The sequence below is a fragment of the Micromonospora sp. L31 genome, assembly GCF_052068075.1.
GTDB lineage: Bacteria > Actinomycetota > Actinomycetes > Mycobacteriales > Micromonosporaceae > Micromonospora > Micromonospora purpureochromogenes.
The window spans coordinates 108,400-132,154 of record NZ_JBQHDC010000001.1 but is presented as its reverse complement, the minus strand read 5'-3'; the positions used below and the strand labels follow the sequence as shown (position 1 = coordinate 132,154).

Genomic DNA, 23,755 nt, shown 5'->3' with positions numbered 1-23,755 from the left:
GTCTCCGGTCAGCCCGCCAGCTTGGTCATCATCCGGGGCAGGTGCGGGTCGAGGGTGGCCGGGTCCGCCGCGGCCACCTCGGCGGGCGTCCACCACCGGACGGCACGGAACTCCCCCGGGTCGGGCGTGAGCGGCTGGTCCCGGCGGCCCGCCAGCACGTACCAGAGGCTCACGTCGACGTGCCGGTCCTCGGGCGGGCCGACCGTCGGCGTGACGGTGAGGAAGAGCGGACGTTCACCGGGCTCCGGCGGGAAGACCGCCGGCACGCCCAGTTCCTCGACCACCTCCCGGCGTACGGTCTGCGCCGGATGTTCGCCGGGCTCCACGTGGCCGCCGGTGGGCAGCCACCGCCCGGCGTTGCGGTGGTCGACCAGCAGGACGCCGCCGTCGGTGGCGTCGCGCAGCAGGAAGTACGCGACGAGGTGCGGCGACGGGATGCGGGGCTTCGCCCGCCGGAAGACGTCGTCGGTCGCCGCCAGCCAGTCGAGGCACTGCGCCCGGTGCGCCGCCTCCAGGTCGTCGAGGGGCACGATCGACTCGACCAGCGCCCGGATCTCGTCCAGCACCCGCATGTCGGGCATCCTGCCAGTCACCCTCGGCGCACGGCGTCCGCCGCGGCACGGACGAACTCGCGTACCCGCTCGGTGGTGTTGGTCTCCCGCCAGACCGGACCCCGCCGGATGGGCGGCGCGTCGTGGATCGGCACGTAGGCGACGTCCGGGCGGGGGTAGTACCGCCGGGTGTGCTCGCCGACCGGCAGCACGCCACGGCCCATCGCGACCAGCGAGAGCATCTCCGAGAAGGTGTTGCCGACCGGTCCCCTCGGCACCGGACGCCCGGACGGCGTGCGGTCCGGGGTGCGGTCGCGTTTGAACTCCGCCGAGGTCACCGCCGGGTACTGCACCACCGGGTGGTCGGCGAGGACCTCCAGGGAAACCGACTCCGCGCCGGCCAGCGGATGCCCGGCCGCCACCGCCAGCGCCCGGCCCTCCGACAGCAGCGCCGGGCCGTTGGCCATGCCGTCGAACGGGTACGCGGCGATGAGCACGTCGATCGAGCCGTCCACCAGGCTGGACCGGGAGTTCGCCAACTGGGCCTCGTGGACGTGCACCTCGCAGTCGGGGTGCCGCTCGCGGAACAGGTTGACCGCGCGGAGCAGCACCGGCGCGGTCCACTCGCCGAGGAAGGCGACCCGCAGCTCGCCGGTGACGCCCCGTCCGGCCTCGACGGCCCGCCGGACGGCTTCCTCCATCCCGGCGACCAACGGTCGCAGGTCGTCGGCGAGCCGGTGGCCGATCGGGGTGAGGCGGACGACCCGGCTGGTGCGCTCGAAGAGCGGCGCGCCGATCCGCCGTTCCAGCTTCTTCACCACATGGCTGATCCGCCCGGTGGTGACCCGCAACCGCTCGGCGGTCCGCCCGAAGTGCAGCTCCTCGGCGAGGGTCAGGAAGGTCTCGACCTCGTGCCGCTCCAGCAAGCCGGGCTCCCGTCGTTGAATCCGGTTCAACGATCGTAGTCCGATCGCGGCTTGGTCGCGTTCCCCGCTCCGACCAGGCTGGAAGCCAGCAGAGAGATCGCTACGCCGAGGAGTGCGCAATGAGTACGACCACCGTCACCGAATACCTCGCCGGGCTCGACGAGCCACTGCGGGAGATCGCCGCGAAGCTGCGGCCGGTCATCGAGGCGGCGCTGCCCGGCGCCACCGACGCCGTCTGGCACGGCCACCCGGTGTGGGGTCGCGGGGACCGGCCGGGACGGGACCCGGTCTGCCTGGTCAAGGCGTACCCGTCGTACCTGACCTTCGGGCTCTGGCACGGCCAGCAGGTCGACGACCCGTCCGGCCGGCTGCTGCCGGGTGCCCGGTCGATGGCGTCGGTGAAGCTGCGGGCCGCCGACGAGGTCGACCCGGCCCTGTTCGGCGACTGGCTGCGCCAGGCGTACGCCCGGGAGGTGGCGGCGTGACCAGCGTGCGGGTGACCGGCTTCGACCATCTGGTGCTCACCGTCGCCGACGTCGAGCGCGCGCTGGCGTTCTACTGCGGACCGCTCGGCCTGGCCCCGGTACGCGTCGACGAGTGGCGGGCCGGCAGGGTGCCCTTCCCCTCGGTGCGCGTCGACGCCGGAACGATCATCGACCTGGTCCACGGCCGGCGGGGATCGGCGAACGTCGACCACTTCTGCCTGGTGGTCGCGCCGCTCGACTGGCACGAGGTGATCGCCGCCGGCGTCTTCGACGTGGTGGAGGGGCCGGTGGGCCGGTTCGGCGCCCGGGGCTCGGCCACCTCGCTGTACGTCCGCGACCCGGACGGCATCGTCGTCGAGCTGCGCTGGTACCCGCACGATTGATCAGGGCCGGTGGCCCACGGGGTGGTGATCGGCGCGGTCGGGCCGCCTGAGCCGCGCCGGTCCCCCGCACCTCGGCCAGGCTGGTGCATCGCCTCAGAGATGCTGGACGATCTGGATCGGATTGCCGTCCGGGTCGGCGGTCCAGGCGATCAGGAGGCGATCGAGCCAGGGGTGCGGCGCGGCGAGGGCGGGAGCGCCGTCGGCGGTGAGCCGGGCCCAGGCGGCGGCGGTGTCGTCGGTCCAGAGAATCACGGCGGCCCGCTGTCCGTCGGGCACCGGGTCGAGGCCATGGTCGTCCCGGGTGGAGCTGACCGATGCGATACCGATCCGGTAGCCGTCGAGCGTCAGGTCGACGTGGATCGGCTCGCCGTCGGTCGGCACCCGGAAAGTCTCGGTGAAGCCCAGCCGCGTGTAGAACGTCACGGCGCGCGGCACGTCGGCGCTGAACAGGACGACCTGCGGGGTGCGGAACATCGACACCAGCCCTCCTGGGACTAGCCGACGAAGATGCAGAACGGGTGACCGGCCAGATCGGCGTAGACGCGGAGCGGCTCGTCGGGGTCGTCGCTGCGGTCGTACAGCAGCCGACCACCGAGGCGCATGACGCGCTCGTGCTGCACCTGCAACTCCTCGACCGACGCCACGGTCAGGTCGAGGTGCAGCTGCTGCGGCACCCGGTTCTCCGGCCAGGTCGTCTCCGGCAGCTGGTCGACCTGCTGGAAGGCCAGCTGGGGAGCGCCGCCGGGGGCCCTCAGCACGAGCCAGTCGCGACCACGCTCATCCGCCTGCCCCGCTTCCGGCGGCTCGTCACCAGGCCGGTAGACGAGGCCCAACAGAGATCGGTAGAACTCCGCGAGGGACCTGGCGTCGGTGCAGTCGAGCACCACCGAACACAGCCTGGGCACGCTTTCCCGGTCGACCATGTCGATCACCTCCACCGCCATTCTGCATGGCGGCGGTCCCTGGTCGACGAGCGTGGAGCCGGGCCTCTCTTCTCAACCGTGCCTTGTCAGACCTGCCTGCTCGTTGCCCTCGGCCTCGGGCAGTCCGGAGGCCTGCAGCAGCTCGCTGACGGCGGCGCGCAGCTGTGCCACGACGGCGTTCGCGGAGAACTCCAGACCTTCGGCGCAGGCCTCGTCGGCTTCCTCGATCGCCTGCAGTGCTCGGGCGCGCGTCGGCTCCGGCTCCCGTCCGGCGAGGAAGTCACGATGCAGCAGCCTGAGCGCCTCGCCGAGGTGCTCGATCGCGGCGGGAAGGCTGGCCGGCACCGACTCGCCTTCGCGGATGGTCGTCACGATCCACCGCATCATCTCGCGGCCGCTGGTGTAGACGTTGTCGAGGTGCTCGGCAGCGAACTGGTACCGGCGAATCATGCCCAACCGTCGCCTGCGCCAGGGTGAGAGGACGGCGACCTCTCGCGCTGCCTCAATCATTTCCGCAGTCTGCTGTCTCTGCGCCTGGCCTGTGGTGAAGGCGCGAGCGGCTTCGTCGGCCCGCGTGACGTCACGGCCGGCCAGGGCCTGCGCGGCGGCGGTGAGTTGATTGGCGAAGAGATCCGCGGTGGGACCGGCCGCGCGGCGCACGACGCGCAGCGGGTTGAGCGGCAGGATCAGCAGTGCCACCGCGAGGGCGGCAACGCCACCGACCAGAGCGCTTTCCGTTCTCGGCACCGCCAGATCCGGTCCCCCCGTCACCAGTCCCAGCAGCACCGCCGTGCTTCCTGCCTGTGCCATGGTGGCGCCGCCACCCCGGAACAGGACCGCCACCGAGATGGCCAGCGCCACGACCAGACCGGTTCGGGCCGGCCCTGTTCCGGTGAGCCGGATCAGCCAGTGCCCGACGAACGCGCCCACGACCACCCCGGCAAGGAGTTCACCCGACCGCCGGAGCCGGTGGCCGATGGCTCCCGCTATCACGCCGATCGCCACGGCGGGCGCGAACAACGGCTGCGCGTTGTCCAGGACAGTGTCGGTGACGAACCACGCCAGGCCGGCCGCCAGACCCGCCTGCATCGCCACGATCAGGTACGTGCGAAGTCGGTCGTACATCTCGCGGCCGCTTCGCCGCAGAGTCTCCCGAGGCGTACCCCGAACCGGGCCCCGCACATCCCACCTCCGAGAACCCATCGGCTCTCCGACATCGTCGTACGTCGGCGGAGCTCGGGTGACGAAGATCGGCAATCTGTCGCATCGTCGACGCGGGAGCCACCACTTCCGAGGCGCATGGCCCGTGGATGGCGTCGAGGTGACACCCGGACCGGGGCCACCCCGTAGAAGCGCCCCCGGCACCGGCATTTCAGTTGAGTCGATCGGTCCAGGCAGCGCTGAGGATCATCTGGTACGCGCTGATCCGTACCGGCGAGAGGGTCAGCCGCTCGTGAGCGAGCAGTTCCCCTGTGTTGGGGTCGAAGATCAGCAGGGACTGCGCGTTGTGGTCGCGGTCGTCGAAGGTGATGGCCACGCCCTTACGGCCGGCCCGATCGGTCACCTGACCGCGCCACCGGAACCCAGGTACGTCGGCGAGGACCCGCAGGATCTCGGCGCGTGTCCGACGCGGGACGACGTACCGCCCGTACACCGTGCTCACCTCCTTGCTGACCGCGCCGGCCCCGAACCTGACCTTGAGCAGCTCCGTCAACCGGGTCCGTTCCGACGGCAGCGGCGCGAGATCCAACGGCGGCAGCGGCACCCGGGCGGGCCCGGAAGCGGCGGGTGCCGCAGCCTTGAACTTGAGGTTGCGCTGCCAGTAGTCCCGGGACTCCTGGTCCGGATACTGCGGCTCAAGCTGGATCGTGACCTGCTCACCGGTCCCGTCGGCCGCCTGCCAGACCCTGGTCTCGTCCGCGAAAGCGACCTGGTAGCGACCGTCAGGAGACGCCATCACCGGATCGCCCCACGTCCTCGTGTGGTGGTACATGTACCGGCCGGTGCGGTTGTCGTACTCCGCGTCGACGAGCCTGCTCGCCAACGCGCGCAGTTGGCTCCCCGCATCACGGGCGCCGGAGCCGTACGCCACCGGCACGAGCACCAACCCCGGATCCGCCGCGGGCGGACTGGCGACCTCCGGGGCGTCCGGGCTGGACGTACCGAACGTCTGGGCGATTGCCGCGGCGCCGATCGCGACGGCCAGCGTCCCGGCCGTCAGAACCAGTCTGCGGGTGGGGCGTGTCGGACGGCGATGGGCGACCGGCTCGGCGACTGCCTCTGCGCGGTTGATCAGGTCGTGTGCCGACAGCCGGGGCGGTGCGATGGTGCTGTGCCGGGCCGGGTCAATCGGCTTGAGGAGGGTGCGCGTTCGCTCTTCTCCGAACATCACAGGGCCTTTCGAGGACTAGCCAGCACCGGCTGCTGCGCCGGTGATCCGGATCGGTACGACATCGCTTCGTTGAGGCGCCTACGGGCGCGGTGCAAGCGCACTGCGGCGGTGGTGCGGGTACAGCCAAGGACATGGGCGGCCTCGGAAACGGTCAACTCCTCCCAGCCGACCAACCGGAGGATTTCCTGGTCGAGATCGGCGAGGGTGGCCAGAGCGGCCTGGAGATCGGCTACTCCCACGGTCGCGTCGGCGCCGGACGATCCCGGTTTCTGCAGAAGGCCAGCGTCGGCAATCGGTAGTACGTCCGGCGCAGCTCTCCGAGCTCGCCATTCGTTCGCGAGCAGGCGCCGAGCCACCCCGTACAGCCAGGGCAGGCTGCGGTCCGGAACCTCGCGGCGGCGCCGCCAGGCGATGATGAACACCTCCTGAGCGAGTTCAGCCGCCGCGTTCAGATCGGCAAGGCGACGCTGGCCGTACTTCACGACCGGTCCGTACTCGGCGGCGTAGACCCTGGTGAACCAATCCTCATCGCGTTTTTCCGGTGGACCCATCCAAGACTCCCGCCTGGTTGACGAACTCCCACCCTGGCTTGTGTCACCACCGCTCCGATGATTACCGCCAACGACCCACCCCTCACGCAACGAACAACTCCCCCTGGGTAGCCGGATCGCCTTAGACAGGAGCACGAAGCGTTCGGGTCGTGGTTCGCGGCATGCCGCCGTTGGCCTGTCGACCCCTAGGTCGGCACGGAGCGGGCACGGCGCCGAGGCATCGTGGTCGTCGTGGGCTGAGAGACTGAGTGGGTGGGACTGGACAAGGGGACCGCAGCTCGGGTCGCCGAGGCACGCCTGGCGGAATGGCGACGCCTCGGCTATGCCGAGTGGCGTGCGCTCCTCGACGACAAAGAGCTACGCCAGGTCGTTGACCAGGACGGCCAGCGGTACAGCGTGGTCAGCTACGCCCTTGATGACGGCGACGGGCGTGTCCGCATGTCAGTAGCGGTGGACGATGGCGGCTGGTCCGCATTCGTCCCGCTGGTGCGAGGCGAGATCATGAATCCGGATGGCACCTTCCTCGCGTGACCACTTCACTCAGTTCGTCACACCCCCCAGGCAAGCTGGCCGCTACCGATCAACACCAGTGCAGCATCGGCCTCGCAAACCTGGAGGAAACCGTGGCGGTCACCGCCGATGATCTCGACGCAGCATTGTCCAGCGTTGTTGCCAGCCTACGACCAGCGACCGATCTGGACTGGTCCGCGCGGGCGGGCAGCCTGGAGTGGGACTGCTGGCACACCGCCGAGCACATCGGTGATTGCCTGATGTCGTTCGCGGGTCAACTCGTGGCCCGGCCGGAGAAGCGGTTTGTGCGCTTCATGGCAACCGCCGACAAGGACGCTTCCGCGGAACAGGTACTGGAGTTCGCCGAGGCGGGTGGCCGTATCTTGGCAGCCACGGTACGCACGTCCGGACCGGCTGTTCGGGCCTACCACCCCACGGGTCAAGCCGATCCGGAGGGCTTCGCCGCGATGGGGTGCGTGGAGACGTTGCTGCACGGCGATGACATCGCGCAGGGCCTCGGTTTCGCCATCGATCCACCACGTGACGTGTGCGCCCGGGTACTCACTCGGCTGTTTCCGGAAGCGGCGCAGGAACTGGCCAGGGTGGACCCGTGGGCGGCGCTGCGTTGGTCCACGGGCCGGATCGAGCTGCCAGGACGCCCGAAGCTGAAGGAATGGCGCTGGCGCGGTGCTCCGCTCGGCGAATAAGCCCGAGGCGCGAATGCTGACACCGCGTTGTGGTCCGTGAATGGCCCGACGATGCCGCCCCTGTCGCACGCGGACTGCACGCTGGACCTGTCTTGACCGGTAAGTAAGGTCGTCCGCATGGCTGACGCTGTCGTGATTCCCGGCGCCTGGTTCGGGCCGGGCGCTCCCCTGCTGATGTATGCCGGCGATGTGGCGGAGCGGCGGGGCGCAACAGTACATCGGTACTCGTGGTCCCAGGAGTTTCCGAAGCCTGATCAGCCAGAAATCGAGAGCTGGGTTGGCGGTGAGATCGCTCCACTGATCGACACCATTGGCGGTCGCCCACTGCTGATCGGCAAGTCGCTCGGCACGAACGCGGCAGCGGTTGCCGCCGAAAGATCCTTGCCCGCCGTGTGGCTCACGCCCTTGCTCACCCTGCCGTGGGTGGCTGATGGGTTGGGCCGCACAACCGCGCCGTTCCTGCTCGTGGGTGGCACTGCCGACAAGCTATGGGACGGTGACATCGCCCGCCGGCTGTCGCCTCATGTGCTAGAGGTGGAAGGCGCGGACCACGGTATGTACGTACCCGGCCCGCTTACCGAGTCGATCGCGGTGCTCAGTCAGGTCGTGGTCGCCGTGGAGGAGTTCCTCGACGCTATTGGCTGGCCGAGCTAGTCACCTGGTCCCACATCGCTGCTGGTACCTAGAAGCGGATCTCCTCGTCGGGCGGCCGGCCCGACCGATGCCGGCCGGAGGTCGCCAGCAGGCCGGGGCCGGGCCGGCGCGGCTCGCTTGCGGGCCGCCTTGATCTGATAGAGCGGAATTCGGCAATGCGCGTGGCCGGTGCGTGGCCGGTGCAGTGTCCTCCGTCGACTGATGCGCGACAGTCGTCCGCCAACTGATCTGCGACATCGGAGCGCGGATCGCGGCAGAGGGCGAAGTCGTCGTGCCCCGGTGCGCCGTAGGGCGAGAGCCAGATCCATTGGTAGGTTGCCCGCCATGACCGAGCTCGGACCCGTCGCCTGGCCACCTGCCGCGATCAGGACCGAGCGGCTCGTGCTGCGTGAGTCCGAGGCCCGGGACCGTGCGGCGTTCATCGAGCTGTTCACCTCGCCGGAGGTGGGCACATACCTAGGCGGCCCTCGACCGCGTGATGAGTGCGAGCGCGCGTTGCCTGAGACGCCCGAGAGGCGCCCCGGCCTTTTCGTGATCGAGCTCGACGGAGCGATGATCGGCACCATCGAGCTCAACCGGCGCGATGCGGAGCGTCGGAGTCATGTCCGCCCGGATGCCGGGCAGGCCGAACTCGGCTACCTGCTCCTGCCAGAGGCATGGGGACACGGGTACGCCGCCGAGGCGTGCGCGGCGGCGCTCGGCTGGTTCGCCGACGCGCGTCCCGGCGAGCCGGTGGTGCTCTGCACCCAGACCGCCAACGACCGCTCGATGCGCCTCGCGGCGAAGCTGGGGTTCGCCGAGGTGCAACGGTACGAGGCGTGGGGGGCCGAACAGTGGATGGGCGTGTGGTCCCCGGTCACGCCGCCCGCTTGAGCTCGTGCCCGGCAGCACGAGGGAGCTACGAGGTCGCCGATCGGTCGTTGGCCTCGGCGGGTTCACGACGCCTTCGGGCCGGCCGGTCTGGCGCGGCAACCTCAACAAGGTCATCGGCTGGTCGGCGGTGTTCGGCAAGCTCGGCGTGCCGGGTCTGCACTTCCATGATCTGCGGCATACCGGTAACACGATCGCGGCGCGGACGGGCGCGAGCACCCGGGACCTGATGGCCCGGATGGGTCACGACTCGACGCAAGCGGCCGTGATCTATCAGCACGCCACCTCGGAGGCGGATCGGGCCATCGCCCAGGCGGTGAGCGACGCTGTGACGGCCGAGCCCAAGAAGGCCAAGAAGCCAGCCGCCGACCTCTCCGACAAGGCCAAGGGCAAGGGCAAGAAGCGTGGCTAGTGGCCCGTGGATGGCCCGCCGGGCGCTGCCGGCCGCAGCGACATCGAAGGCCCTGGCTGGGACTTGCGTCCTGACCAGGGCCTCGATCGTGGAGCGGGTGACGGGAATCGAACCCGCACTGTCAGCTTGGGAAGCTGATGTTCTGCCATTGAACTACACCCGCAAGCGGCACCACTGTACCTGAGGTGACCGCCGCCGTGCACCCAGGTACCCCCGGGCACGCCGACACCCTCGCCGCCGTGATCGATCTTGGACCCAACGTATTCACGTAGAGCTAAAAGTTTCACACCGGCAACATATGGCCGTTCTCAAATCTGTCGATCGGTTGTAACGTCACCCCCACGTTCTCGACCACGGTGTGACATACCCCCTGTCACGCCGCCAGAAAGAGGTGGGCCCATGGGACTCCGTCCCAACCTGCTGACCCGGCGTGCCGCCGGTGTCGCGTCGACGACCCTCGCGCTGCTGCTCAGCACCGCCGCGGTAGGCGTCGTCCCCGCTGCTTCCGCCTTCTCCGCCGCCCCGAGCGAGGTGTGCGCCGAGCCGGCCGACGTCCACTCGGACGCCCGGATCAAGAAGGGCGGGATCGCCAAGCACGAACCCAACGAGCTGACCGCCAAGCAGGTCCGCGAGCGCGAGGCCGACCTGGCCGCCGCGCTGCGCGAGCGGGCGAGCTTCCGGGCCGGCGCCCAAGCCGCCGCCCCGCTGGCCAGCGTCACCATCCCGGTCGTCGTGCACGTGATCCAGCGCGACAGCACCCGCGCCGGCGGCAACATCCCGGACTCGATGATCACCTCGCAGATCAGCGTGCTGAACCAGGCCTACGCGGGTGCCACCGGCGGCGCGGCCACGGCCTTCGGCTTCCAGCTGACGAAGATCAACCGGGTGACCAACCCGGCGTGGTACCCGATCGTGCAGGGCTCGTCGGCGGAGCGGTCGATGAAGACCTCCCTGCGCGAGGGCGGCAAGAACACGCTCAACGTCTACCTGGGTGAGCTGAGCGACGACCTGCTCGGCTGGGCGACCTTCCCGCAGCGGAAGCTGAACAGCATGGACGGCGTGGTCGTGCTGAGCGAGTCGCTGCCGGGCGGCACCGCCGCCAACTACAACCAGGGCGACACCGGCACCCACGAGGTCGGCCACTGGCTGAACCTCTACCACACCTTCCAGGGTGGATGCTCCGGCTCGGGTGACAGCGTCAGCGACACCCCGGCCGAGGCCTCGCCGGCGTTCCAGTGCCCGACCGGGCGGGACACCTGCGCCACGGCCGGCCTGGACCCGATCACCAACTTCATGGACTACACCTACGACTCGTGCATGTACCAGTTCACCGCTGGTCAGGCGAGCCGCATGCTGACCGCGTGGAACGCGTACCGCGCGGCGTAACACCCCAGCAGACGCCGATGCCGGCTCCGTCGGACCGACGGGGCCGGCATCGGCGTCTCGGCGGTCAGGCGGCGGGGCGGCGGGTGTCGAAACCGTGGCGGCCGCGGCGGGCCGGCCGCCGATCGGGTACGCCGGCAGCGTCGCCGCCGCGCTGGGCGGCGACCGGATCGAGCCAGACCTGGACGGCGGAGGACCCGTGGCCCTCGCCGGGCTGGCCGAGCCCGCCCTGGTCGCGGCGGGTCAGCATCGCCACGTCGACGCTGAACTCGAAGAGTCGCCAGTCGACCTGCGGCGCCGCCCGGCCGAGGCGGGCTACCCGGGCGACCCGGGCCGGGTCGGTGACCGGTTGCGCGCGACCGGCGACGTATGCCTCGTCGTCGGTCTCCTCCGGCGGGAACGAGTGCAACGCGTAGCGCCCGTCGCGTTCGAGGTCGCGCCGCTTGGGCGAGTCAACGACGAAGCAGAACAGACCCTCGTCGGTGATCACGGGGCAGACCGGGTGCACCCGGGGCCCACCGTCGGCGCGGACGGTGGCCAGGTAGCCGAAGCCCGGCCCGTACTGCTGCATGAGAAGGCGGATCCCGTCGGCGAGTCGGGGCTCGTCAGCGGCGAATTCGGACCAGGAAGCCATACGGACACCCTATCGAACATGTGTACGAACGCGTAGTCCGACACGCAGGTCACCCGGTCCGCTCGATATGGTGTGCCGATGCTGCTCTCCGACCGCGACCTGGTCTCCGAGATCAAGGCGGGCACGCTCGCGCTGGAGCCCTTCGAGCCCACGCTGGTGCAGCCGTCCAGCATCGACGTGCGGCTCGACAAGCTCTTCCGGGTCTTCAACAACCACCTGTACACGCACATCGACCCGGCGATCCAGCAGGACGAGCTCACCTCGATGGTCGAGGTGCCCGAGGGCGAGCCGTTCGTGCTGCACCCCGGTGAGTTCGTGCTCGCCTCCACGCTGGAGGTCATCTCGCTCGGCGACCAGCTCGCCGGGCGCCTGGAGGGCAAGAGCAGCCTGGGTCGGCTCGGCCTGCTCACCCACTCGACCGCCGGCTTCATCGACCCCGGCTTCTCCGGTCACGTGACGCTGGAGCTGTCGAACGTGGCGAACCTGCCGATCACGCTCTGGCCCGGGATGAAGATCGGCCAGCTCTGCATCTTCCGGCTCTCGTCCCCGGCCGAGCACCCGTACGGCTCCGCCGTCTACGGGTCGCGCTACCAGGGCCAGCGCGGGCCGACCCCGAGCCGCTCCTGGCAGAACTGGCGCACCTGGCCCACCCGCTGACGCCGGGCCGGGCCCCCGGAGCCCCCGGGAGCCCGGCGCGCGCTCAGCCCGGCCGGCCGTAGCTGTTGACCGGCCCGTCGTCGACCCGCTTCATCTTGACCGGCTGGCCGGCCTGGGAGGCGTGCACCACCCAGCCGCCGCCGACGTACATGCCGACGTGGTGCAGGTCGGCGTAGTAGAAGACCAGGTCGCCGGGGCGCAGGTCGGCCCGGCTGACCCGGGGGGTCACCTGGCGCTGCTGGCGGGCGTTGTGCGGCAGCGAGACACCGGCCTTCGCCCACGCCGCGAGCATCAGCCCGGAGCAGTCGTACGAGTTGGGGCCCTCGGCGCCCCAGACGTACGGCTTGCCGATCTGCGCGCAGGCGAACTTGACCGCCGTGCCGGCGGGGCCGCCGGGGTAGCCGGCCGGGCACGGGGCCGGGCGCAGTGCGCCTCCGCCACCGTTGCCGTACACCTTGAGCCGCAGTTTCTGCAGCCGGTCGATCTCGGCGTTGATCTGCTTCTTCTTCGCGGCGAGCTGGGCCTCGGTGCGGGTCAGCTGGGCGACCATCTCGTCCAGCGGCGCCTTCTCCGCGGCCAGCTTGTCCCGCAGCTCCTTGACGACCCGCACGTCGCGCTGCTGGCGCTGGGCGAACCGGTCGAGCATTTCGAGCTGGTCGACCAGTTCGGCGGGGGACCTGCTGCCGAGCAGGGCGTTGACGGCGGAGACGTTCTCCCCCTTGTACGCCTCGGCGGCGAGGCCGGTGACCTGGTTCATCGCGAGGTCGACCTGGAGTTGCAGCGGCTCGATGCGCTTGGCCAGCGCGTCGGCCTGCCGGCGCTTGGCGGCCAGGTCCTGACGGGTGGCGTTGTGCTGCTCGATGATCGGTTCGAGCCTGTTCCAGTCCTGGTCGATCTGCCGCTCGATCTCGGCGACCGAGGGGTCGGCGTGGGCCGCCGTGGCAGCGCCGGTCAGTACGACGGCGGCACCGGCGAGGGCGGCGAGGACGGTGGTGAAGCGGGACCAGCGTGGGCGCGGCGCAGCCGTCAGCCGGGCGACCTGGGTCGACCGGTACGACGGTGGCCGCGGGGCATGGTGTGCCACCGGGCTCCGGGCTCCTTCTTCCGCGACCGCCTACCGGGTTAGCTGACGGGTTCGGGCGGGAAGGGAGCGCCCTACCGCAGTGGCTGCGGATTCACCCCGGCGTACCTGGGTCCCCGGCTCGCCCGCAGGCGACTCGGCGGTGCCGGCCACTGCCGCCCGGGTTGGACGGACCTGTCGCGGCCGACGAAGGACCAGAGTAGAGACGACCGTTATCGATCCGCAACCCGCCATGCCGTGCCGGGTCCCGGATACGCGGAACCCCCGGTCGGTCGACCGGGGGTTCGCGGCGGGCTCGGGTCAGTTCGGTCGTCGGAAGCCGGCGACCGGCATGTAGTCGACGCTGGTGACCTGGACCGGTTTGCCGGTCCGTGGCGCGTGCACCATCAGCCCGCTGCCCAGATAGAGACCCACGTGGTGCAGGTCGCTGTAGAAGAAGACCAGGTCGCCGGGGCGCGCCTCGGAGCGCGGGATGGCCCTGCCCTCGTTCCACTGGGCGCCGGTGTGGTGGGTCAGGTAGATGCCGGCGGCCTTGTAGGCGTACTGGGTGAGGCCGGAGCAGTCGAACGAGTCCGGCCCGTCGGCACCCCAGACGTACGGGTCACCGACCTGCTGACAGGCCACCCGGATAGCGGTCTGCGCGGCGGAACTCACCACGCCCTTGACGGTCGGGCAGCCGGCCACCTTGACGACGGTCTTCGGCATCGACGCCTGAAGCCGCTTGATCTCGGAGTTGATCTGCGCCCTCTTGGCGGCCAGCTCCTTCTCCTGCTTGACCTCCGCGGCGATCAGCGCGTCGAGCTTCTGCTTCTCGCCGTCGTACTTCTGCCGGGCGTTGATGACGACCTGGAGCTCCTTGCGCTCCTGCGCGGCGAGGCGGTCGAGGATGGTCAGCTGCTCGGTCAGGGTGCCCGGCTTGGCGCTGATCAGCAGCGCGCCGATGTCCTGCGAGGGGCCCGTCATGTAGTACCGGGAGGCGAGGTCGCCCACCCGGTTCATGGCCAGCTCGGTCTGCAGGGCCAGCGGCTGGATCTTCTTCTCCAGCTCCGCCGACTTCTTGCGGTTGACCTTGAGGTGCGCGCGGACCTTGTTGTACTGCTCGATGGTCGGCTCGAGCTGCTCCCACTGCTTGTCGATCGCCGCCTCGATCTCCTCCGGCGTGGGCGCGGCGTGCGCCGGCACGGCGAACATCCCGGCGCCGACGACCACGGCGGCGACCAGTGTGAGCAGGCGGCGGGCGATCCGGCGCAGGCCGGCGGGGTGAGTGGGCGGACGACCCTGGGCGTGACGATGAGGGGGCATGGTTGCCACCGGCACCGACTCCTTAACGACCGACCGCCGGGCGCCTCGCTGAGGGGAAGACGGAGGCAGACGACCCACAGCGGTCGGTGCCCCACATTAGGGAACCGTCCGTACGAATTCAAGGTGGGTCATTACAGCATCACGCCTGTGCAACCACCTGCACACAAAGGGTGTTGGCTCATTTTCCAACGACCGCTGTCAATACGTCGTCCAATGTCACCACGCCGAGGGGCCGGCGACCGTCGCTCACCAACACCATGTGCCGCCGCTCGCGCCGCATCGCCAGCAGCAGGTCGGCCAGCGTACGGTCCGGCGGCACCACCGCCAGCGGTCGGTAGACGTCGGCGGGCACCGGGGCCCGGCGGGACGCCCCGGCGTACCCCAGGACGTCCTTGACGTGCACAAAGCCGAGCACCCGGCGGGTCGACCGCTGCACCACCGGGAAGCGGGACCGGCCCGTCCGGGTGGCCAGCACCTCCAGCGACGCCGGGGAGACGTCCTCGGCCACCGTGGTCACCGTCGACCAGGGTTGCAGGGCGTCCCCGGCGGTCCGCCGGTGCAGGGCCAGCGCCCCGGTGATGCGGGCGTGCTCCTCCGCGTCCAGCAGACCCTCGGTGCGCGCCTGCGACACCAGCCCGGCGAGTTCCTCGGCGGTGAACACCGTCTTCACCGCCTCGGTCGCCTCCACCCGCCACAGCCACAGCACCTGACGGGCCGCCCACTTCATCGCGACCAGCAGCGGCTTGGTCGCCACGCAGAACGCCAGCATGGCCGGCCCGAGCCAGAGCGCGGACGGCTCCGGCCCGGCCAGGGTGATGTTCTTCGGCACCATCTCGCCGACCACGGTGTGCAGGAAGACCACCACCGCGAGGGCGATGAGGAACGACAGCGGGTGGACCGCCGAGTTCGGCAGCCCCAGCGCGTGGAAAGCCGGCTCGATCAGGTGGGCCAGAGCGGGCTCGGCGATCGCCCCGAGCCCCAGCGAGCAGACCGTGATGCCGAGCTGCGCCCCGGCGATCATCAGCGGGATCTGGTTCATCGCCGACAGCGCCCAACGGGCCCGCCGGGAGGTCGCCGCGAGCGGCTCGACCACGGTACGGCGGGACGCGATCAGCGCGAACTCGCTGCCCACGAAGAACGCGTTGCCGAGCAGCAACGCCAGGGCGACCAGCAGCTCAGTCATCGCCGTCCGGCTCCTCCGGGCGCACGATGCGGACCTGCTCGATCCGGTGCCGCTCCACCTCGACCACGGTGAACTCGTACCCGGACTCCTCGACCGTCTCGCCGGGCACCGGGATGTGGCCCAGCCGCGCCATCAGGAACCCGGCCAGCGTCTCGTACGGGCCCTCGGGCAGCCGGAAGCCGGTCTGCTCGGCCAGCTCGTCCTCGCGGAGCACCCCGTCGAGCAGGACGGTCCGTTCGCCGCCCGGGACGGTCAGCTCGGCCGCGCCGGCGTCGTCCACCGCGTCCGGGTCGAACTCGTCGGCGATCTCGCCGACCAGTTCCTCGATCAGGTCCTCGATGGTGACCACGCCGTCGGTGCCGCCGTACTCGTCGACCACGATGGCCAGGTCGGCGCCGGCGTCCTTCAGCGCGGCCAGCACGCCGTCGAGGTCCAGGCTCTCCGGCACGTACACCGGTTCGCGGGCCACCGCCGCGACGGTGGTGGAGTCGCGGCGGGCCAGCGGCACCCCGAGCGCGTCCGGTACGCCGGCGACGCCGGTGACCAGGTCGAGGGTCTCCTCGTACACCGGGAAGCGGGTCCGTCCGGTCTGCCGGGACGCCTCCAGCAGCTCGGCCACGGTGGCGGTGGCCCGCAGCGCGATCACGTCGACCCGGGGGGTCATCGCCTCGGCGGCGCGCTTGTCGCCGAAGCGGATGGTGCGGCGCAGCAGCATGGCGATGTCCGGCGGCAGCGCACCGGCCCGGGCCGAGATGGCCGCCAGCAGCCCCAGCTCCTCCGGGGAGCGGGCGCTGGCCAACTCCTCCTGCGGCTCCACGCCCAGCGCCCGGACCAGCCGGTTCGCCGACCCGTTCAGTGCCCGGATCAGCCAGCCGAAGGTCCGGGAGAAGCGGTGCATCGGCCCGGCGGTGGCCAGGGCGGCGGGCATCGGCCGGGCCAGCGCGAGGTTCTTCGGCACCAGCTCGCCGAAGAGCATCGAGAGCAGGGTGGCCAGCGCCAGGGCGAGCAGCGGGCCGAACCGTTCCGCCCCGCCCACCGGCCGTAGCACCGGGGTGAAGAGCCGGGCCAGCGCCGGCTCGGCGAGATAGCCGGTGAGCAGCGCGGTGAGCGTGATGCCGAGCTGCGCACCGGAGAGCTGGAAGGACAGCCCGCGCAGCGCGCGGCGTACCGTGGCCGCCGCGGCGTCCCCGGCGTCGGCGCGCCGGTCGATCTCCGCCCGGTCGACGGTGACCAGGGCGAATTCGGCCGCGACGAAGAACGCGTTGCCGGCGGTCAGCAGCACGAAGCCGACCAGGGGCAACAGCGTGCCGAGCAACAGGCCGTCGATGAGCGCGATTGTTCCACGGCCGCTCGCGGCGCACGAGTTCGCCCGAGGCGGCCCTGGTGGCCCGCGTCTCCTGAGCACGACGACGGCGGTGGCACCTGGTGGGTGCCACCGCCGTCGGGTGTCCGGTGATCCGGGGGTACGCCTCAGCCGGCGACCGGCTCGGTCTCCTTGTCGCCCTGCATCTGCTCGGGCTTGACCGAGCGGAGCAGCACGCTGGCCACGTCGATGACCTCGACCTGCTCGCCGGCGCCCTTGCCGTTGACCCCGTCGTTGAGCATCGTCGAGCAGAACGGGCAGCCGACGGCGACCGTCCGCGCTCCGGTGGCCATGGCCTCCTCGACCCGGTCCACGTTGATCCGCTTGCCGATCTTCTCCTCCATCCACATCCGGGCGCCACCGGCGCCGCAGCAGAAGGAGCGCTCGCTGTTGCGGGGCATCTCGGTGAGCTCGCCGGCGATCGCGTCGCCCAGCACCTCACGCGGCGCGGCGAAGACCCGGTTGTGCCGGCCCAGGTAGCAGGGGTCGTGGTAGGTGACCCCGCCGTCCACCGGCTGCACCGGGGTCAGCTTGCCGGTGGAGACCAGGTGCGCCAGGAGCTGGGTGTGGTGCACGACCTCGAACTCACCGCCGAGCTGGCCGTACTCGTTGCCGAGCGTGTTGAAGCAGTGCGGGCAGGTGGCCACGATCTTGCGCTTGGCCTTCTCCCGACCCTCGAACGCCTCGTTCAGGGTCTCGACGTTCTGCTGGGCGAGCATCTGGAAGACGAACTCGTTGCCGATCCGGCGGGCCGGGTCGCCCGAGCAGGTCTCGCCCTCGCCGAGGATGGCGAACTTGACGCCGGCCTCGTTGAGCAGCGTGGCGACCGCGCGGGTGGTCTTCTTGGCCCGGTCCTCGAACGCGCCGGCGCAGCCGACCCAGAACAGGTACTCGAAGTCGTCCACCTCGCCGACCCGCGGCACCTCGAAGTCGAGGCCCTTGGTCCAGTCCTCGCGGGTGTTCTGCGGGGCGCCCCACGGGTTGCCCTTGTTCTCCAGGTTGCGGAGCATGACGCCGGCCTCGGACGGGAAGCTCGACTCGATCAGCACCTGGTAGCGGCGCATGTCGACGATGTGGTCGACGTGCTCGATGTCGACCGGGCACTGCTCGACGCAGGCGCCGCAGGTGGTGCACGACCAGAGCACGTCGGGGTCGATGACCCCGCCCTCCTCGGCGGTGCCGATCAGCGGCTTGTCCGCCTCGGCCAGGGCCAGCACGTCCATGTGGGCGAGCTGCGCGGCGGTGGCCTTCTCCTCGCCGGTGAGGTCCTTGCCGCCGCCGGCCAGCAGGTACGGCGCCTTGGCGTACGCGTGGTCACGCAGGCTGAGGATCAGCAGCTTCGGCGACAGCGGCTTGCCGGTGTTCCAGGCCGGGCACTGCGACTGGCAGCGGCCGCACTCGGTGCAGGTGCTGAAGTCCAGCAGGCCCTTCCAGGTGAACTGCTCGACCTGGGCGACGCCGAACTGGTCCTTCTCCGGGTCGGCCTCCTCGAAGTCGAGCGGCTTGCCCTCGCTCATCATCGGCCGCAGGGCGCCGAGGCCGGAGCCGGCGGGCTTGGCCGGCTCACGCTTGAAGAAGATGTTGGGGAACGCCAGGAAGCGGTGCCAGGCGACACCCATGGTCACGTTCAGCGAGATGACGATCAGCCAGGTCATCGAGATGGCGATCTTGATGAGCGCGGCGACGCTGGCCCCGTCCTGCCAGTCGGGCAGCACCGCCCCGACCGCGTGGCTGACCGGGGTGGCCCAGGCCGGGTACTCGAAGTGGTCGGTGGCGACCTTGAAGCCCCGGATCACGAACCCGAAGATCAGGACCAGCAGCACGATCCACTCGACGAAGTAGCCCTGCCACATCGTCGAGCCGGTGAACCGGGAGCGACCGCCCGGCCGGGTGGGCCGGTTGCGCAGCCGGATCGCCATCAGCACCAGGATGCCGACCAGGCCCAGCACGCCGATGACCTCGGTGGCCAGGCCGAAGACCGTCCAGTGCCCGATGATCGGCAGCCCGCCGGTCGGAGTCACCACCTCGAAGTACGCCTCGAGCACCAGCAGCGACAGCACGATGAAGCCGACCATCACGAACCAGTGCGCGGCACCCACCACGCTCCACTTGAGCATGCGGGTGTGGCCGACGGTCTCCACCAGCATGGTCCTGGTGCGGGCGCCCTTGTCGGTGAACCGCTCCGGGGCGGGTTGCCCGAGCCGGATGACGGCCGTCATCTTCATGACCGCGCGCACCGCAAGCCACACCGCCACGGCGGTGATGGCGGCCGCGAGGATCGTGGTGACGATCTGGACGCTGCCCATCGAGTTGGCCTCCCGGTCTGCTGCCTGTCGAGCGGCTCGGCGACCGGGTGGCCGGTGTCAGGGAGTCACCGGCGTCGCGCCGCTGCCACCTGATCGACCGGGCCGGTCGATGACCTCGCTCCGCTCGGTCATGCAGTGCAGCCTACGCGCAAGGTTACCCAGCAGTAACGTGAGTCTTCTCGCACCCGGCCACGCCGCCCTGCGCACACCATAGGGTGCCCGGCGCCGGAGCGCCGGGCAGGGTTCCGCGAAGGTGACGTGGCACCGCCTCGACAGAGGGCCGGGTCAGCGCCAGCGGGAGAGCAGGATCAGCGAGGAGACCATCGCGCCGAAGCCGACCGCGAGGTTCCAGTAGCCCCAGGTGGCGACCGGGTACTCCTGCTCGGAGAGGTAGTAGACCACCAGCCAGCCGATGCCGCCGACGATCAGCGCGACCGCGGTCGCCGGCAGCCACACCGGGCTAGGCTTGCGCGTCGCCGCCGTCGTCGTCGGACGCACGTCCGTCGGCGGGGTGTACACCTTCTTCTTGCGGACCTGAGACTTGGGCACGACGCTCTCCAGAGGGGTGACGACCTCGTCCGGCCTGACAACCGGGCGCGGGGGCGACGGTCCATGGCCAATAATGTTCGACAGCTAGCGTAGTCCGGACGGCCCGTCCAAGCCACGAATGGGGTCAGGCCGGTGCGCGGAGTGACCGGAAAGAGGGAAACGCCCCGGCGCAACCGCGCCCGTCGGCGTCGTGGCGGGCACCAACCAGACGAGGCGGAGGGAACGCTCGGTGGAGTACACATCCGGCGCGGCGTCCTGGCAGAAGGCCATGCGGCGCGCGGTCGCCGCGCTCCTGCCCCGGCGTCCGCGGCAGCGGCGACCGGGCTGGTCGATCGGGGTGCCGCTGATCGCCGCCGCAGCCGGGCTGCTCTTCACCACCACCGCCACCACCGCCGGCGGCACCGCCCTGCGGGAGGACCGGCGGCCCCAGCTGACCCAGTTGATCGAGGACCGGCGCGAGCAGGTGGCGGCCAGCGAGTTGCGGGCCGCCCGGCTGCGCGCCGAGGTCGAGAGCCAGACCGCCGCGCTGGCCGACACCGACGGTCCCGTGAAGGAGCAGCGCGACCGGGCCGGGCGCAGCCTGGAGGCCGCCGGGTTCACCGCGCTGTCCGGGCCGGGCGTGACCGTCGAGCTGGACGACGCGCCCCGCCGCAACGACCAGACCCTGCCCAAGGACGCGACCAACGACGACCTGGTCGTCCACCAGGGCGACGTGCAGGCGGTGGTGAACGCGCTCTGGTCCGGCGGCGCGGAGGCCATGTCAATCATGAACGTCCGCGTGCTGTCCACCAGCGCGGTACGCTGCGTGGGTAACACCCTGCTGCTGCACGGCCGGGTGTACTCCCCACCGTTCAAGATCGTAGCAATCGGCGATCCCGCTGCCCTCCAGCAGGCCCTCGCCGGCTCTGAGGGAGTCGGGTTGTTCAAGCAGGCGGTCGAGCACTACCAGCTGGGCTACAAGGAGACCGTCTCCTCCGTGACCGTGCCGGCCTTCGAGGACTCCACCGCTCTGCGATCGGCGACGGTGCCCCGATGAGTCCCGACGGCAGGGACCCGCGCCACCGCGACCGGAGCGACGAGGAGACCGCGGTCATCCCCACGGTCGAGGGCTCGACCCCGCCGGCCCGCCGCAACAGCTGGCCCGACCCGGTGCTGCCGTCGCGGTCGTCCGCGAACCGGCCTCCGACCCCGCCCGGCCCGGCCCCCCGATCGGCCGCTCCCGACCCGACGACCGACCGCGCGACCGCCGACCCGGGGCAGCCGTCCGTCGACCCGACAGCCGACCGCCCGGCGGCCCACCCGTTCTCCGGTGGCCCGGCGCCGGCCCGCCCGACCGAAGGCCCCACCCGCCCCGCGCCGCCCGCGTGGCCCGGCAACGCCCCGGTCCGCCCGGCCGCGCCCGCCGCTCAGCCACCGTCGGCCCCGGCCGCCGTGCCGCCGGCCGCGCCGGCGATCCACCGGTCATCCGCGCCGTCGGAGCGCCCGGCCGCGCCCGCCCCGGCGGCCGCCGCCGACCATCAGCCCCGATCCGGGGTACGGCCGCAGCCCGCCACCGAGGCGCCCACCGCCTTCCTCCCGATCGTCGCCGCCCGTCCCACGGACCGTCCGGCGAGCCCACCCGAGGCCCGCCGTACCCGGCAGCCCGCCGCCGGCGACCTCGCCGACCCGGGGCACCCGTACCCGTCCGGCGGGGTCCGTCCCGGCGTACCCGCGCCGGAGGCCGGCCCAGGCGGACCCGGCCTGCCCCGCGCAGCCGCTCCCGACGGTGGCCCGCCCCGCGCGGCCGCTCCCGAGAGTGGCCTGCCCCGCGCGGCCGTCCCGGAAGGCGGATTGCCCCGCGCGGTCGCGCCGGAGGGTGACCGGCCCCGCGCGGCCGGTTCCGAGGGTGGAGCCGCGAGCGTGGCCGCTTCCGGCGGTCGAACGGACGCCTGGGGTACCGGCGGCGGCCCGGACAGCGCGCCGACCGGCGCCTACCGGGCCGGCGGCGCACCGGACCGGTTCGCGGACCCGGCGGCCACCGCGATCATCCCGGCGGTGACCGGACGCCCCGCACCCGCCCGGCCGGCGCTGGACTCGACGGCGCTGATGGGCGCGGTGCCCCCCGTGCCCGAGCGCGACGGCCCGGCCGAGGACAAGCCCGCCGAGCCGCCGCAGCCCCGGCGCGGCGAGCGGGTGGTCCAGCTCCGCCCGCACCAGACCGGCGAGGGCTACAAGAGCGTCTACTCGGAGCTGACCCGGCCGTCCCTGGCGTCCCGGTTGCGCTCCGGCGTCCGGGTCACCGGCGAGGTGCTGATCACCTTCGGTCTGGTGGTGCTGCTCTTCGCCGGGTACGAGATCTGGGGCAAGTCGGCCATCGTCGACGCCCACCAAGGCGACCTGAGCAGCCAACTGGCGCAGGAATGGGGCCCGAGCGGCGACCCCACCGTCGCGCCGTCCGCCGGTACGACGGCCAAGCCCAAGCCCAAGCCCCCGGTGGAGGGCAGGCCGATCGCCGGCCTCTACATCCCCAAGCTCGACAAGAACTGGGTCGTGGTGGAGGGCGTCACGCAGAAGGACATCCGGTACGCCCCGGGCCACTACCCGAAGAGCGCGATGCCCGGCCAGGTCGGCAACTTCTCCGTCGCCGGGCACCGCAACCGGGCCACCTTCTGGCGGCTGGACGAGCTCAATGACGGCGACGCGATCGTCGTCGAGACCAAGACCGACTGGTACGTCTACAAGGTGATCAAGAGTCGAATCGTCCGCCCCGACCAGGTGGAGGTCGTCGCCCCGGCGCCGATCAAGCTGGGGCCGGGAGAGAAGCCGAAGAAGCTGCTCACCCTGACCACCTGCAACCCGAAGTTCGACAACTACCAGCGCCTGATCATCCACGCCGAGCTGGACGCCGCGGCCAGCATTCCCAAGTCCGAGGGCCGCCCGGCGGCGCTGGGAGGCTGACGACGATGTACTCCTGGATCTGGCGCAAACTGCCCTTCGGCCTGACCGGCAAGATCACCGGTTCGCTGCTGCTCGCCGCCGCGACCGTGGCCCTGCTCTGGTACGTCGTCTTCCCCTGGGCCGAACCCCTGGTGACCCCCTTCGACGACGTGCAGGTCACCCAGGACACCGGCGTGCCGGGCGACCCCGCCGATCCCGGCGTCGAGCAGGACGCCCCGTCCGGCGACGAGCACGAGCTGCCGTACGACACCGACCAGAACAACACCCCGCCCCCCTCCCCGGACGAGTGAGCCCATGCGTGTCCTGGTCATCGACAACTACGACTCGTTCGTCTTCAACCTGGTGCAGTACCTCGGCCAGCTCGGCGTCGACTGCGAGGTCCGCCGCAACGACGAGATCGACGTGGCCGAGGTCGGCCGACTCGACGCGGCCGGGGTGCTGCTCTCGCCCGGCCCGGGTAGCCCGGACCGCGCCGGCATCTGCCTAGACGTGATCAAGGAGTACGCCGGCAAGCTGCCCATCTTCGGCGTCTGCCTCGGCCACCAGGCCATCGGTGAGGCGTTCGGCGCCACCGTGACCCGGGCCCCCGAGCTGCTGCACGGCAAGACCTCGGAGGTACGCCACCACTCGGTCGGCGTGCTGGCCGGGCTGCCGGACCCGTTCACCGCCACCCGCTACCACTCGCTCGCCGTGCTCCCCGAGACGCTGCCGGACGAGCTGGAGGTCACCGGCTGGACCGGGTCCGGCGTCGTGATGGCGATGCGCCACCGGACGCTGCCGATCGAGGGCGTCCAGTTCCACCCGGAGTCGGTGCTGACCGAGGGCGGTCACCTGATGCTGGCGAACTGGCTGGCCGCCTGCGGCCACCCGGAGGCGCTGGACCGCGCTCCGGAGCTGGCGGCCGAGGTGGACGCGCGACGGCGGGCCGCCTTCGCCAACACCTGAGCACCACCACGACAGCAGGAAGGCCCGGTCCCTCGGCACGGGACCGGGCCT

General features: G+C 71.3%; 27 protein-coding genes, 1 tRNA gene and 1 riboswitch. Of the genes, 13 read left to right on the top strand and 15 right to left on the bottom strand.

Features of this window, described 5'->3' with window-relative positions:
- Positions 1 to 8: 8 nt before the first annotated feature.
- Complete coding sequence (locus ACTMS9_RS00660; protein ID WP_441163864.1) at positions 9 to 581, bottom strand: NUDIX hydrolase; 573 nt, start codon at positions 579 to 581, stop codon at positions 9 to 11.
- An 8-nt stretch (positions 582 to 589) separates the two neighbouring features.
- Positions 590 to 1,477: a LysR family transcriptional regulator gene (locus tag ACTMS9_RS00655; RefSeq protein WP_441163863.1), complete on the bottom strand. Its 888-nt coding sequence runs from the start codon at positions 1,475 to 1,477 to the stop codon at positions 590 to 592.
- Between the two features lie 119 nt (positions 1,478 to 1,596).
- Between ACTMS9_RS00655 and ACTMS9_RS00650 the strand changes: the two genes are divergently transcribed.
- Positions 1,597 to 1,962, top strand: coding sequence for a DUF1801 domain-containing protein (locus tag ACTMS9_RS00650; RefSeq protein WP_441143508.1), 366 nt, complete (start codon positions 1,597 to 1,599; stop codon positions 1,960 to 1,962).
- Positions 1,959 to 2,345 (top strand): VOC family protein, encoded by a 387-nt coding sequence (locus tag ACTMS9_RS00645; protein WP_441163862.1) that lies wholly within the window; start codon positions 1,959 to 1,961, stop codon positions 2,343 to 2,345. Before ACTMS9_RS00650 ends, ACTMS9_RS00645 begins: the two co-directional genes overlap by 4 nt.
- A 93-nt stretch (positions 2,346 to 2,438) precedes the next feature.
- Here the strand turns inward: ACTMS9_RS00645 and ACTMS9_RS00640 are convergent, their stop codons facing one another.
- The 5 genes from ACTMS9_RS00640 to ACTMS9_RS00620 all read right to left on the bottom strand — a co-directional run bounded on the left by ACTMS9_RS00640 (position 2,439) and on the right by ACTMS9_RS00620 (position 6,211).
- On the bottom strand, positions 2,439 to 2,819 hold the full coding sequence (locus tag ACTMS9_RS00640) for a VOC family protein (protein WP_441144019.1): 381 nt from the start codon (positions 2,817 to 2,819) through the stop codon (positions 2,439 to 2,441).
- A 20-nt stretch (positions 2,820 to 2,839) separates the two neighbouring features.
- Positions 2,840 to 3,268: a VOC family protein gene (locus tag ACTMS9_RS00635; RefSeq protein ID WP_441143512.1), complete on the bottom strand. Its 429-nt coding sequence runs from the start codon at positions 3,266 to 3,268 to the stop codon at positions 2,840 to 2,842.
- A 72-nt stretch (positions 3,269 to 3,340) separates the two neighbouring features.
- The gene (locus tag ACTMS9_RS00630; RefSeq protein ID WP_441143514.1) at positions 3,341 to 4,393 is read right to left on the bottom strand and encodes an FUSC family protein; all 1,053 of its coding nucleotides are present in this window, start codon (positions 4,391 to 4,393) and stop codon (positions 3,341 to 3,343) included.
- Between the two features lie 247 nt (positions 4,394 to 4,640).
- Complete coding sequence (locus ACTMS9_RS00625; RefSeq protein ID WP_441143516.1) at positions 4,641 to 5,657, bottom strand: CU044_5270 family protein; 1,017 nt, start codon at positions 5,655 to 5,657, stop codon at positions 4,641 to 4,643.
- Complete coding sequence (locus ACTMS9_RS00620) at positions 5,657 to 6,211, bottom strand: RNA polymerase sigma factor (RefSeq protein WP_441143518.1); 555 nt, start codon at positions 6,209 to 6,211, stop codon at positions 5,657 to 5,659. Before ACTMS9_RS00620 ends, ACTMS9_RS00625 begins: the two co-directional genes overlap by 1 nt.
- 252 nt (positions 6,212 to 6,463) lie before the next feature.
- Between ACTMS9_RS00620 and ACTMS9_RS00615 the strand changes: the two genes are divergently transcribed.
- The 5 genes from ACTMS9_RS00615 to ACTMS9_RS00595 all read left to right on the top strand — a co-directional run bounded on the left by ACTMS9_RS00615 (position 6,464) and on the right by ACTMS9_RS00595 (position 9,364).
- Positions 6,464 to 6,742 (top strand): hypothetical protein, encoded by a 279-nt coding sequence (locus ACTMS9_RS00615; protein WP_441143520.1) that lies wholly within the window; start codon positions 6,464 to 6,466, stop codon positions 6,740 to 6,742.
- Positions 6,739 to 7,428: a hypothetical protein gene (locus tag ACTMS9_RS00610; RefSeq protein ID WP_441163861.1), complete on the top strand. Its 690-nt coding sequence runs from the start codon at positions 6,739 to 6,741 to the stop codon at positions 7,426 to 7,428. Before ACTMS9_RS00615 ends, ACTMS9_RS00610 begins: the two co-directional genes overlap by 4 nt.
- Before the next feature lie 117 nt (positions 7,429 to 7,545).
- Positions 7,546 to 8,082, top strand: a complete 537-nt coding sequence (locus ACTMS9_RS00605) for an alpha/beta hydrolase (protein WP_441163860.1) — start codon at positions 7,546 to 7,548, stop codon at positions 8,080 to 8,082.
- 324 nt (positions 8,083 to 8,406) lie between these two features.
- Positions 8,407 to 8,955 carry a GNAT family N-acetyltransferase gene (locus ACTMS9_RS00600; protein WP_441143526.1) on the top strand — a complete coding sequence of 183 codons (549 nt, stop codon included), beginning with the start codon at positions 8,407 to 8,409 and terminating at the stop codon, positions 8,953 to 8,955.
- Positions 8,956 to 8,959: 4 nt separating this feature from the next.
- Positions 8,960 to 9,364 (top strand): tyrosine-type recombinase/integrase, encoded by a 405-nt coding sequence (locus ACTMS9_RS00595; protein WP_441143528.1) that lies wholly within the window; start codon positions 8,960 to 8,962, stop codon positions 9,362 to 9,364.
- Between the two features lie 89 nt (positions 9,365 to 9,453).
- Here the strand turns inward: ACTMS9_RS00595 and ACTMS9_RS00590 are convergent.
- Positions 9,454 to 9,527, bottom strand: a tRNA-Gly gene (locus tag ACTMS9_RS00590).
- 236 nt (positions 9,528 to 9,763) lie between these two features.
- Between ACTMS9_RS00590 and ACTMS9_RS00585 the strand changes: the two genes are divergently transcribed.
- Positions 9,764 to 10,750, top strand: coding sequence for a zinc metalloprotease (locus tag ACTMS9_RS00585; protein ID WP_441143530.1), 987 nt, complete (start codon positions 9,764 to 9,766; stop codon positions 10,748 to 10,750).
- A 64-nt stretch (positions 10,751 to 10,814) separates the two neighbouring features.
- Here ACTMS9_RS00585 and ACTMS9_RS00580 read toward each other — a convergent pair whose 3' ends face one another.
- Positions 10,815 to 11,381 carry a pyridoxamine 5'-phosphate oxidase family protein gene (locus ACTMS9_RS00580; RefSeq protein WP_441143532.1) on the bottom strand — a complete coding sequence of 189 codons (567 nt, stop codon included), beginning with the start codon at positions 11,379 to 11,381 and terminating at the stop codon, positions 10,815 to 10,817.
- A gap of 78 nt (positions 11,382 to 11,459) precedes the next feature.
- Here ACTMS9_RS00580 and dcd point away from each other — a divergent pair, with 78 nt between their 5' ends.
- Positions 11,460 to 12,038: a dCTP deaminase gene (gene dcd, locus ACTMS9_RS00575; RefSeq protein ID WP_154940849.1), complete on the top strand. Its 579-nt coding sequence runs from the start codon at positions 11,460 to 11,462 to the stop codon at positions 12,036 to 12,038.
- A 43-nt stretch (positions 12,039 to 12,081) separates the two neighbouring features.
- Here dcd and ACTMS9_RS00570 read toward each other — a convergent pair whose 3' ends face one another.
- The 6 genes from ACTMS9_RS00570 to ACTMS9_RS00545 form a co-directional block, all read right to left on the bottom strand.
- Complete coding sequence (locus tag ACTMS9_RS00570) at positions 12,082 to 13,122, bottom strand: C40 family peptidase (protein ID WP_441163859.1); 1,041 nt, start codon at positions 13,120 to 13,122, stop codon at positions 12,082 to 12,084.
- A gap of 12 nt (positions 13,123 to 13,134) precedes the next feature.
- A riboswitch (cyclic di-AMP (ydaO/yuaA leader) is annotated at positions 13,135 to 13,271 on the bottom strand.
- Between the two features lie 148 nt (positions 13,272 to 13,419).
- Positions 13,420 to 14,436, bottom strand: a complete 1,017-nt coding sequence (locus ACTMS9_RS00565) for an NlpC/P60 family protein (protein WP_441163858.1) — start codon at positions 14,434 to 14,436, stop codon at positions 13,420 to 13,422.
- Positions 14,437 to 14,599: 163 nt separating this feature from the next.
- The gene (locus tag ACTMS9_RS00560; protein WP_441163857.1) at positions 14,600 to 15,604 is read right to left on the bottom strand and encodes a hemolysin family protein; all 1,005 of its coding nucleotides are present in this window, start codon (positions 15,602 to 15,604) and stop codon (positions 14,600 to 14,602) included.
- Positions 15,597 to 16,904: a hemolysin family protein gene (locus ACTMS9_RS00555; RefSeq protein WP_441164413.1), complete on the bottom strand. Its 1,308-nt coding sequence runs from the start codon at positions 16,902 to 16,904 to the stop codon at positions 15,597 to 15,599. The genes ACTMS9_RS00560 and ACTMS9_RS00555 overlap by 8 nt, the downstream gene beginning before the upstream one ends.
- Positions 16,905 to 17,074: 170 nt before the next feature.
- Positions 17,075 to 19,273: a (Fe-S)-binding protein gene (locus tag ACTMS9_RS00550; protein WP_441163856.1), complete on the bottom strand. Its 2,199-nt coding sequence runs from the start codon at positions 19,271 to 19,273 to the stop codon at positions 17,075 to 17,077.
- 285 nt (positions 19,274 to 19,558) lie between these two features.
- Positions 19,559 to 19,822, bottom strand: coding sequence for a cell division protein CrgA (locus tag ACTMS9_RS00545; RefSeq protein WP_441163855.1), 264 nt, complete (start codon positions 19,820 to 19,822; stop codon positions 19,559 to 19,561).
- Positions 19,823 to 20,051: 229 nt separating this feature from the next.
- On the opposite strand from ACTMS9_RS00545, the gene ACTMS9_RS00540 reads away from it, so the two are divergent.
- From ACTMS9_RS00540 to ACTMS9_RS00525, 4 genes are read left to right on the top strand one after another with little or no spacing between them, the layout of a single operon-like run.
- The gene (locus ACTMS9_RS00540; protein ID WP_441163854.1) at positions 20,052 to 20,858 is read left to right on the top strand and encodes a DUF881 domain-containing protein; all 807 of its coding nucleotides are present in this window, start codon (positions 20,052 to 20,054) and stop codon (positions 20,856 to 20,858) included.
- Positions 20,855 to 22,759 (top strand): class E sortase, encoded by a 1,905-nt coding sequence (locus ACTMS9_RS00535; RefSeq protein WP_441163853.1) that lies wholly within the window; start codon positions 20,855 to 20,857, stop codon positions 22,757 to 22,759. Before ACTMS9_RS00540 ends, ACTMS9_RS00535 begins: the two co-directional genes overlap by 4 nt.
- Before the next feature lie 5 nt (positions 22,760 to 22,764).
- Positions 22,765 to 23,049 (top strand): hypothetical protein, encoded by a 285-nt coding sequence (locus ACTMS9_RS00530; RefSeq protein WP_441163852.1) that lies wholly within the window; start codon positions 22,765 to 22,767, stop codon positions 23,047 to 23,049.
- A 4-nt stretch (positions 23,050 to 23,053) separates the two neighbouring features.
- The gene (locus tag ACTMS9_RS00525; RefSeq protein WP_210777640.1) at positions 23,054 to 23,704 is read left to right on the top strand and encodes an aminodeoxychorismate/anthranilate synthase component II; all 651 of its coding nucleotides are present in this window, start codon (positions 23,054 to 23,056) and stop codon (positions 23,702 to 23,704) included.
- The last annotated feature ends 51 nt before the right edge of the window (positions 23,705 to 23,755 follow it).

Bases quoted from the DNA above. Each gene is read 5' to 3' on its own strand.
- ACTMS9_RS00660 (WP_441163864.1), bottom strand. From the start codon at position 581: ATGCCCGACATGCGGGTGCTGGACGAGATCCGGGCGCTGGTCGAGTCG.
- ACTMS9_RS00650 (WP_441143508.1), top strand. From the start codon at position 1,597: ATGAGTACGACCACCGTCACCGAATACCTCGCCGGGCTCGACGAGCCA.
- ACTMS9_RS00640 (WP_441144019.1), bottom strand. From the start codon at position 2,819: ATGTTCCGCACCCCGCAGGTCGTCCTGTTCAGCGCCGACGTGCCGCGC.
- ACTMS9_RS00635 (WP_441143512.1), bottom strand. From the start codon at position 3,268: ATGGTCGACCGGGAAAGCGTGCCCAGGCTGTGTTCGGTGGTGCTCGAC.
- ACTMS9_RS00630 (WP_441143514.1), bottom strand. From the start codon at position 4,393: ATGTACGACCGACTTCGCACGTACCTGATCGTGGCGATGCAGGCGGGT.
- ACTMS9_RS00625 (WP_441143516.1), bottom strand. From the start codon at position 5,657: ATGTTCGGAGAAGAGCGAACGCGCACCCTCCTCAAGCCGATTGACCCG.
- ACTMS9_RS00620 (WP_441143518.1), bottom strand. From the start codon at position 6,211: ATGGGTCCACCGGAAAAACGCGATGAGGATTGGTTCACCAGGGTCTAC.
- ACTMS9_RS00605 (WP_441163860.1), top strand. From the start codon at position 7,546: ATGGCTGACGCTGTCGTGATTCCCGGCGCCTGGTTCGGGCCGGGCGCT.
- ACTMS9_RS00600 (WP_441143526.1), top strand. From the start codon at position 8,407: ATGACCGAGCTCGGACCCGTCGCCTGGCCACCTGCCGCGATCAGGACC.
- ACTMS9_RS00585 (WP_441143530.1), top strand. From the start codon at position 9,764: ATGGGACTCCGTCCCAACCTGCTGACCCGGCGTGCCGCCGGTGTCGCG.
- ACTMS9_RS00580 (WP_441143532.1), bottom strand. From the start codon at position 11,381: ATGGCTTCCTGGTCCGAATTCGCCGCTGACGAGCCCCGACTCGCCGAC.
- dcd (WP_154940849.1), top strand. From the start codon at position 11,460: ATGCTGCTCTCCGACCGCGACCTGGTCTCCGAGATCAAGGCGGGCACG.
- ACTMS9_RS00560 (WP_441163857.1), bottom strand. From the start codon at position 15,604: ATGACTGAGCTGCTGGTCGCCCTGGCGTTGCTGCTCGGCAACGCGTTC.
- ACTMS9_RS00550 (WP_441163856.1), bottom strand. From the start codon at position 19,273: ATGGGCAGCGTCCAGATCGTCACCACGATCCTCGCGGCCGCCATCACC.
- ACTMS9_RS00535 (WP_441163853.1), top strand. From the start codon at position 20,855: ATGAGTCCCGACGGCAGGGACCCGCGCCACCGCGACCGGAGCGACGAG.
- ACTMS9_RS00530 (WP_441163852.1), top strand. From the start codon at position 22,765: ATGTACTCCTGGATCTGGCGCAAACTGCCCTTCGGCCTGACCGGCAAG.
- ACTMS9_RS00525 (WP_210777640.1), top strand. From the start codon at position 23,054: ATGCGTGTCCTGGTCATCGACAACTACGACTCGTTCGTCTTCAACCTG.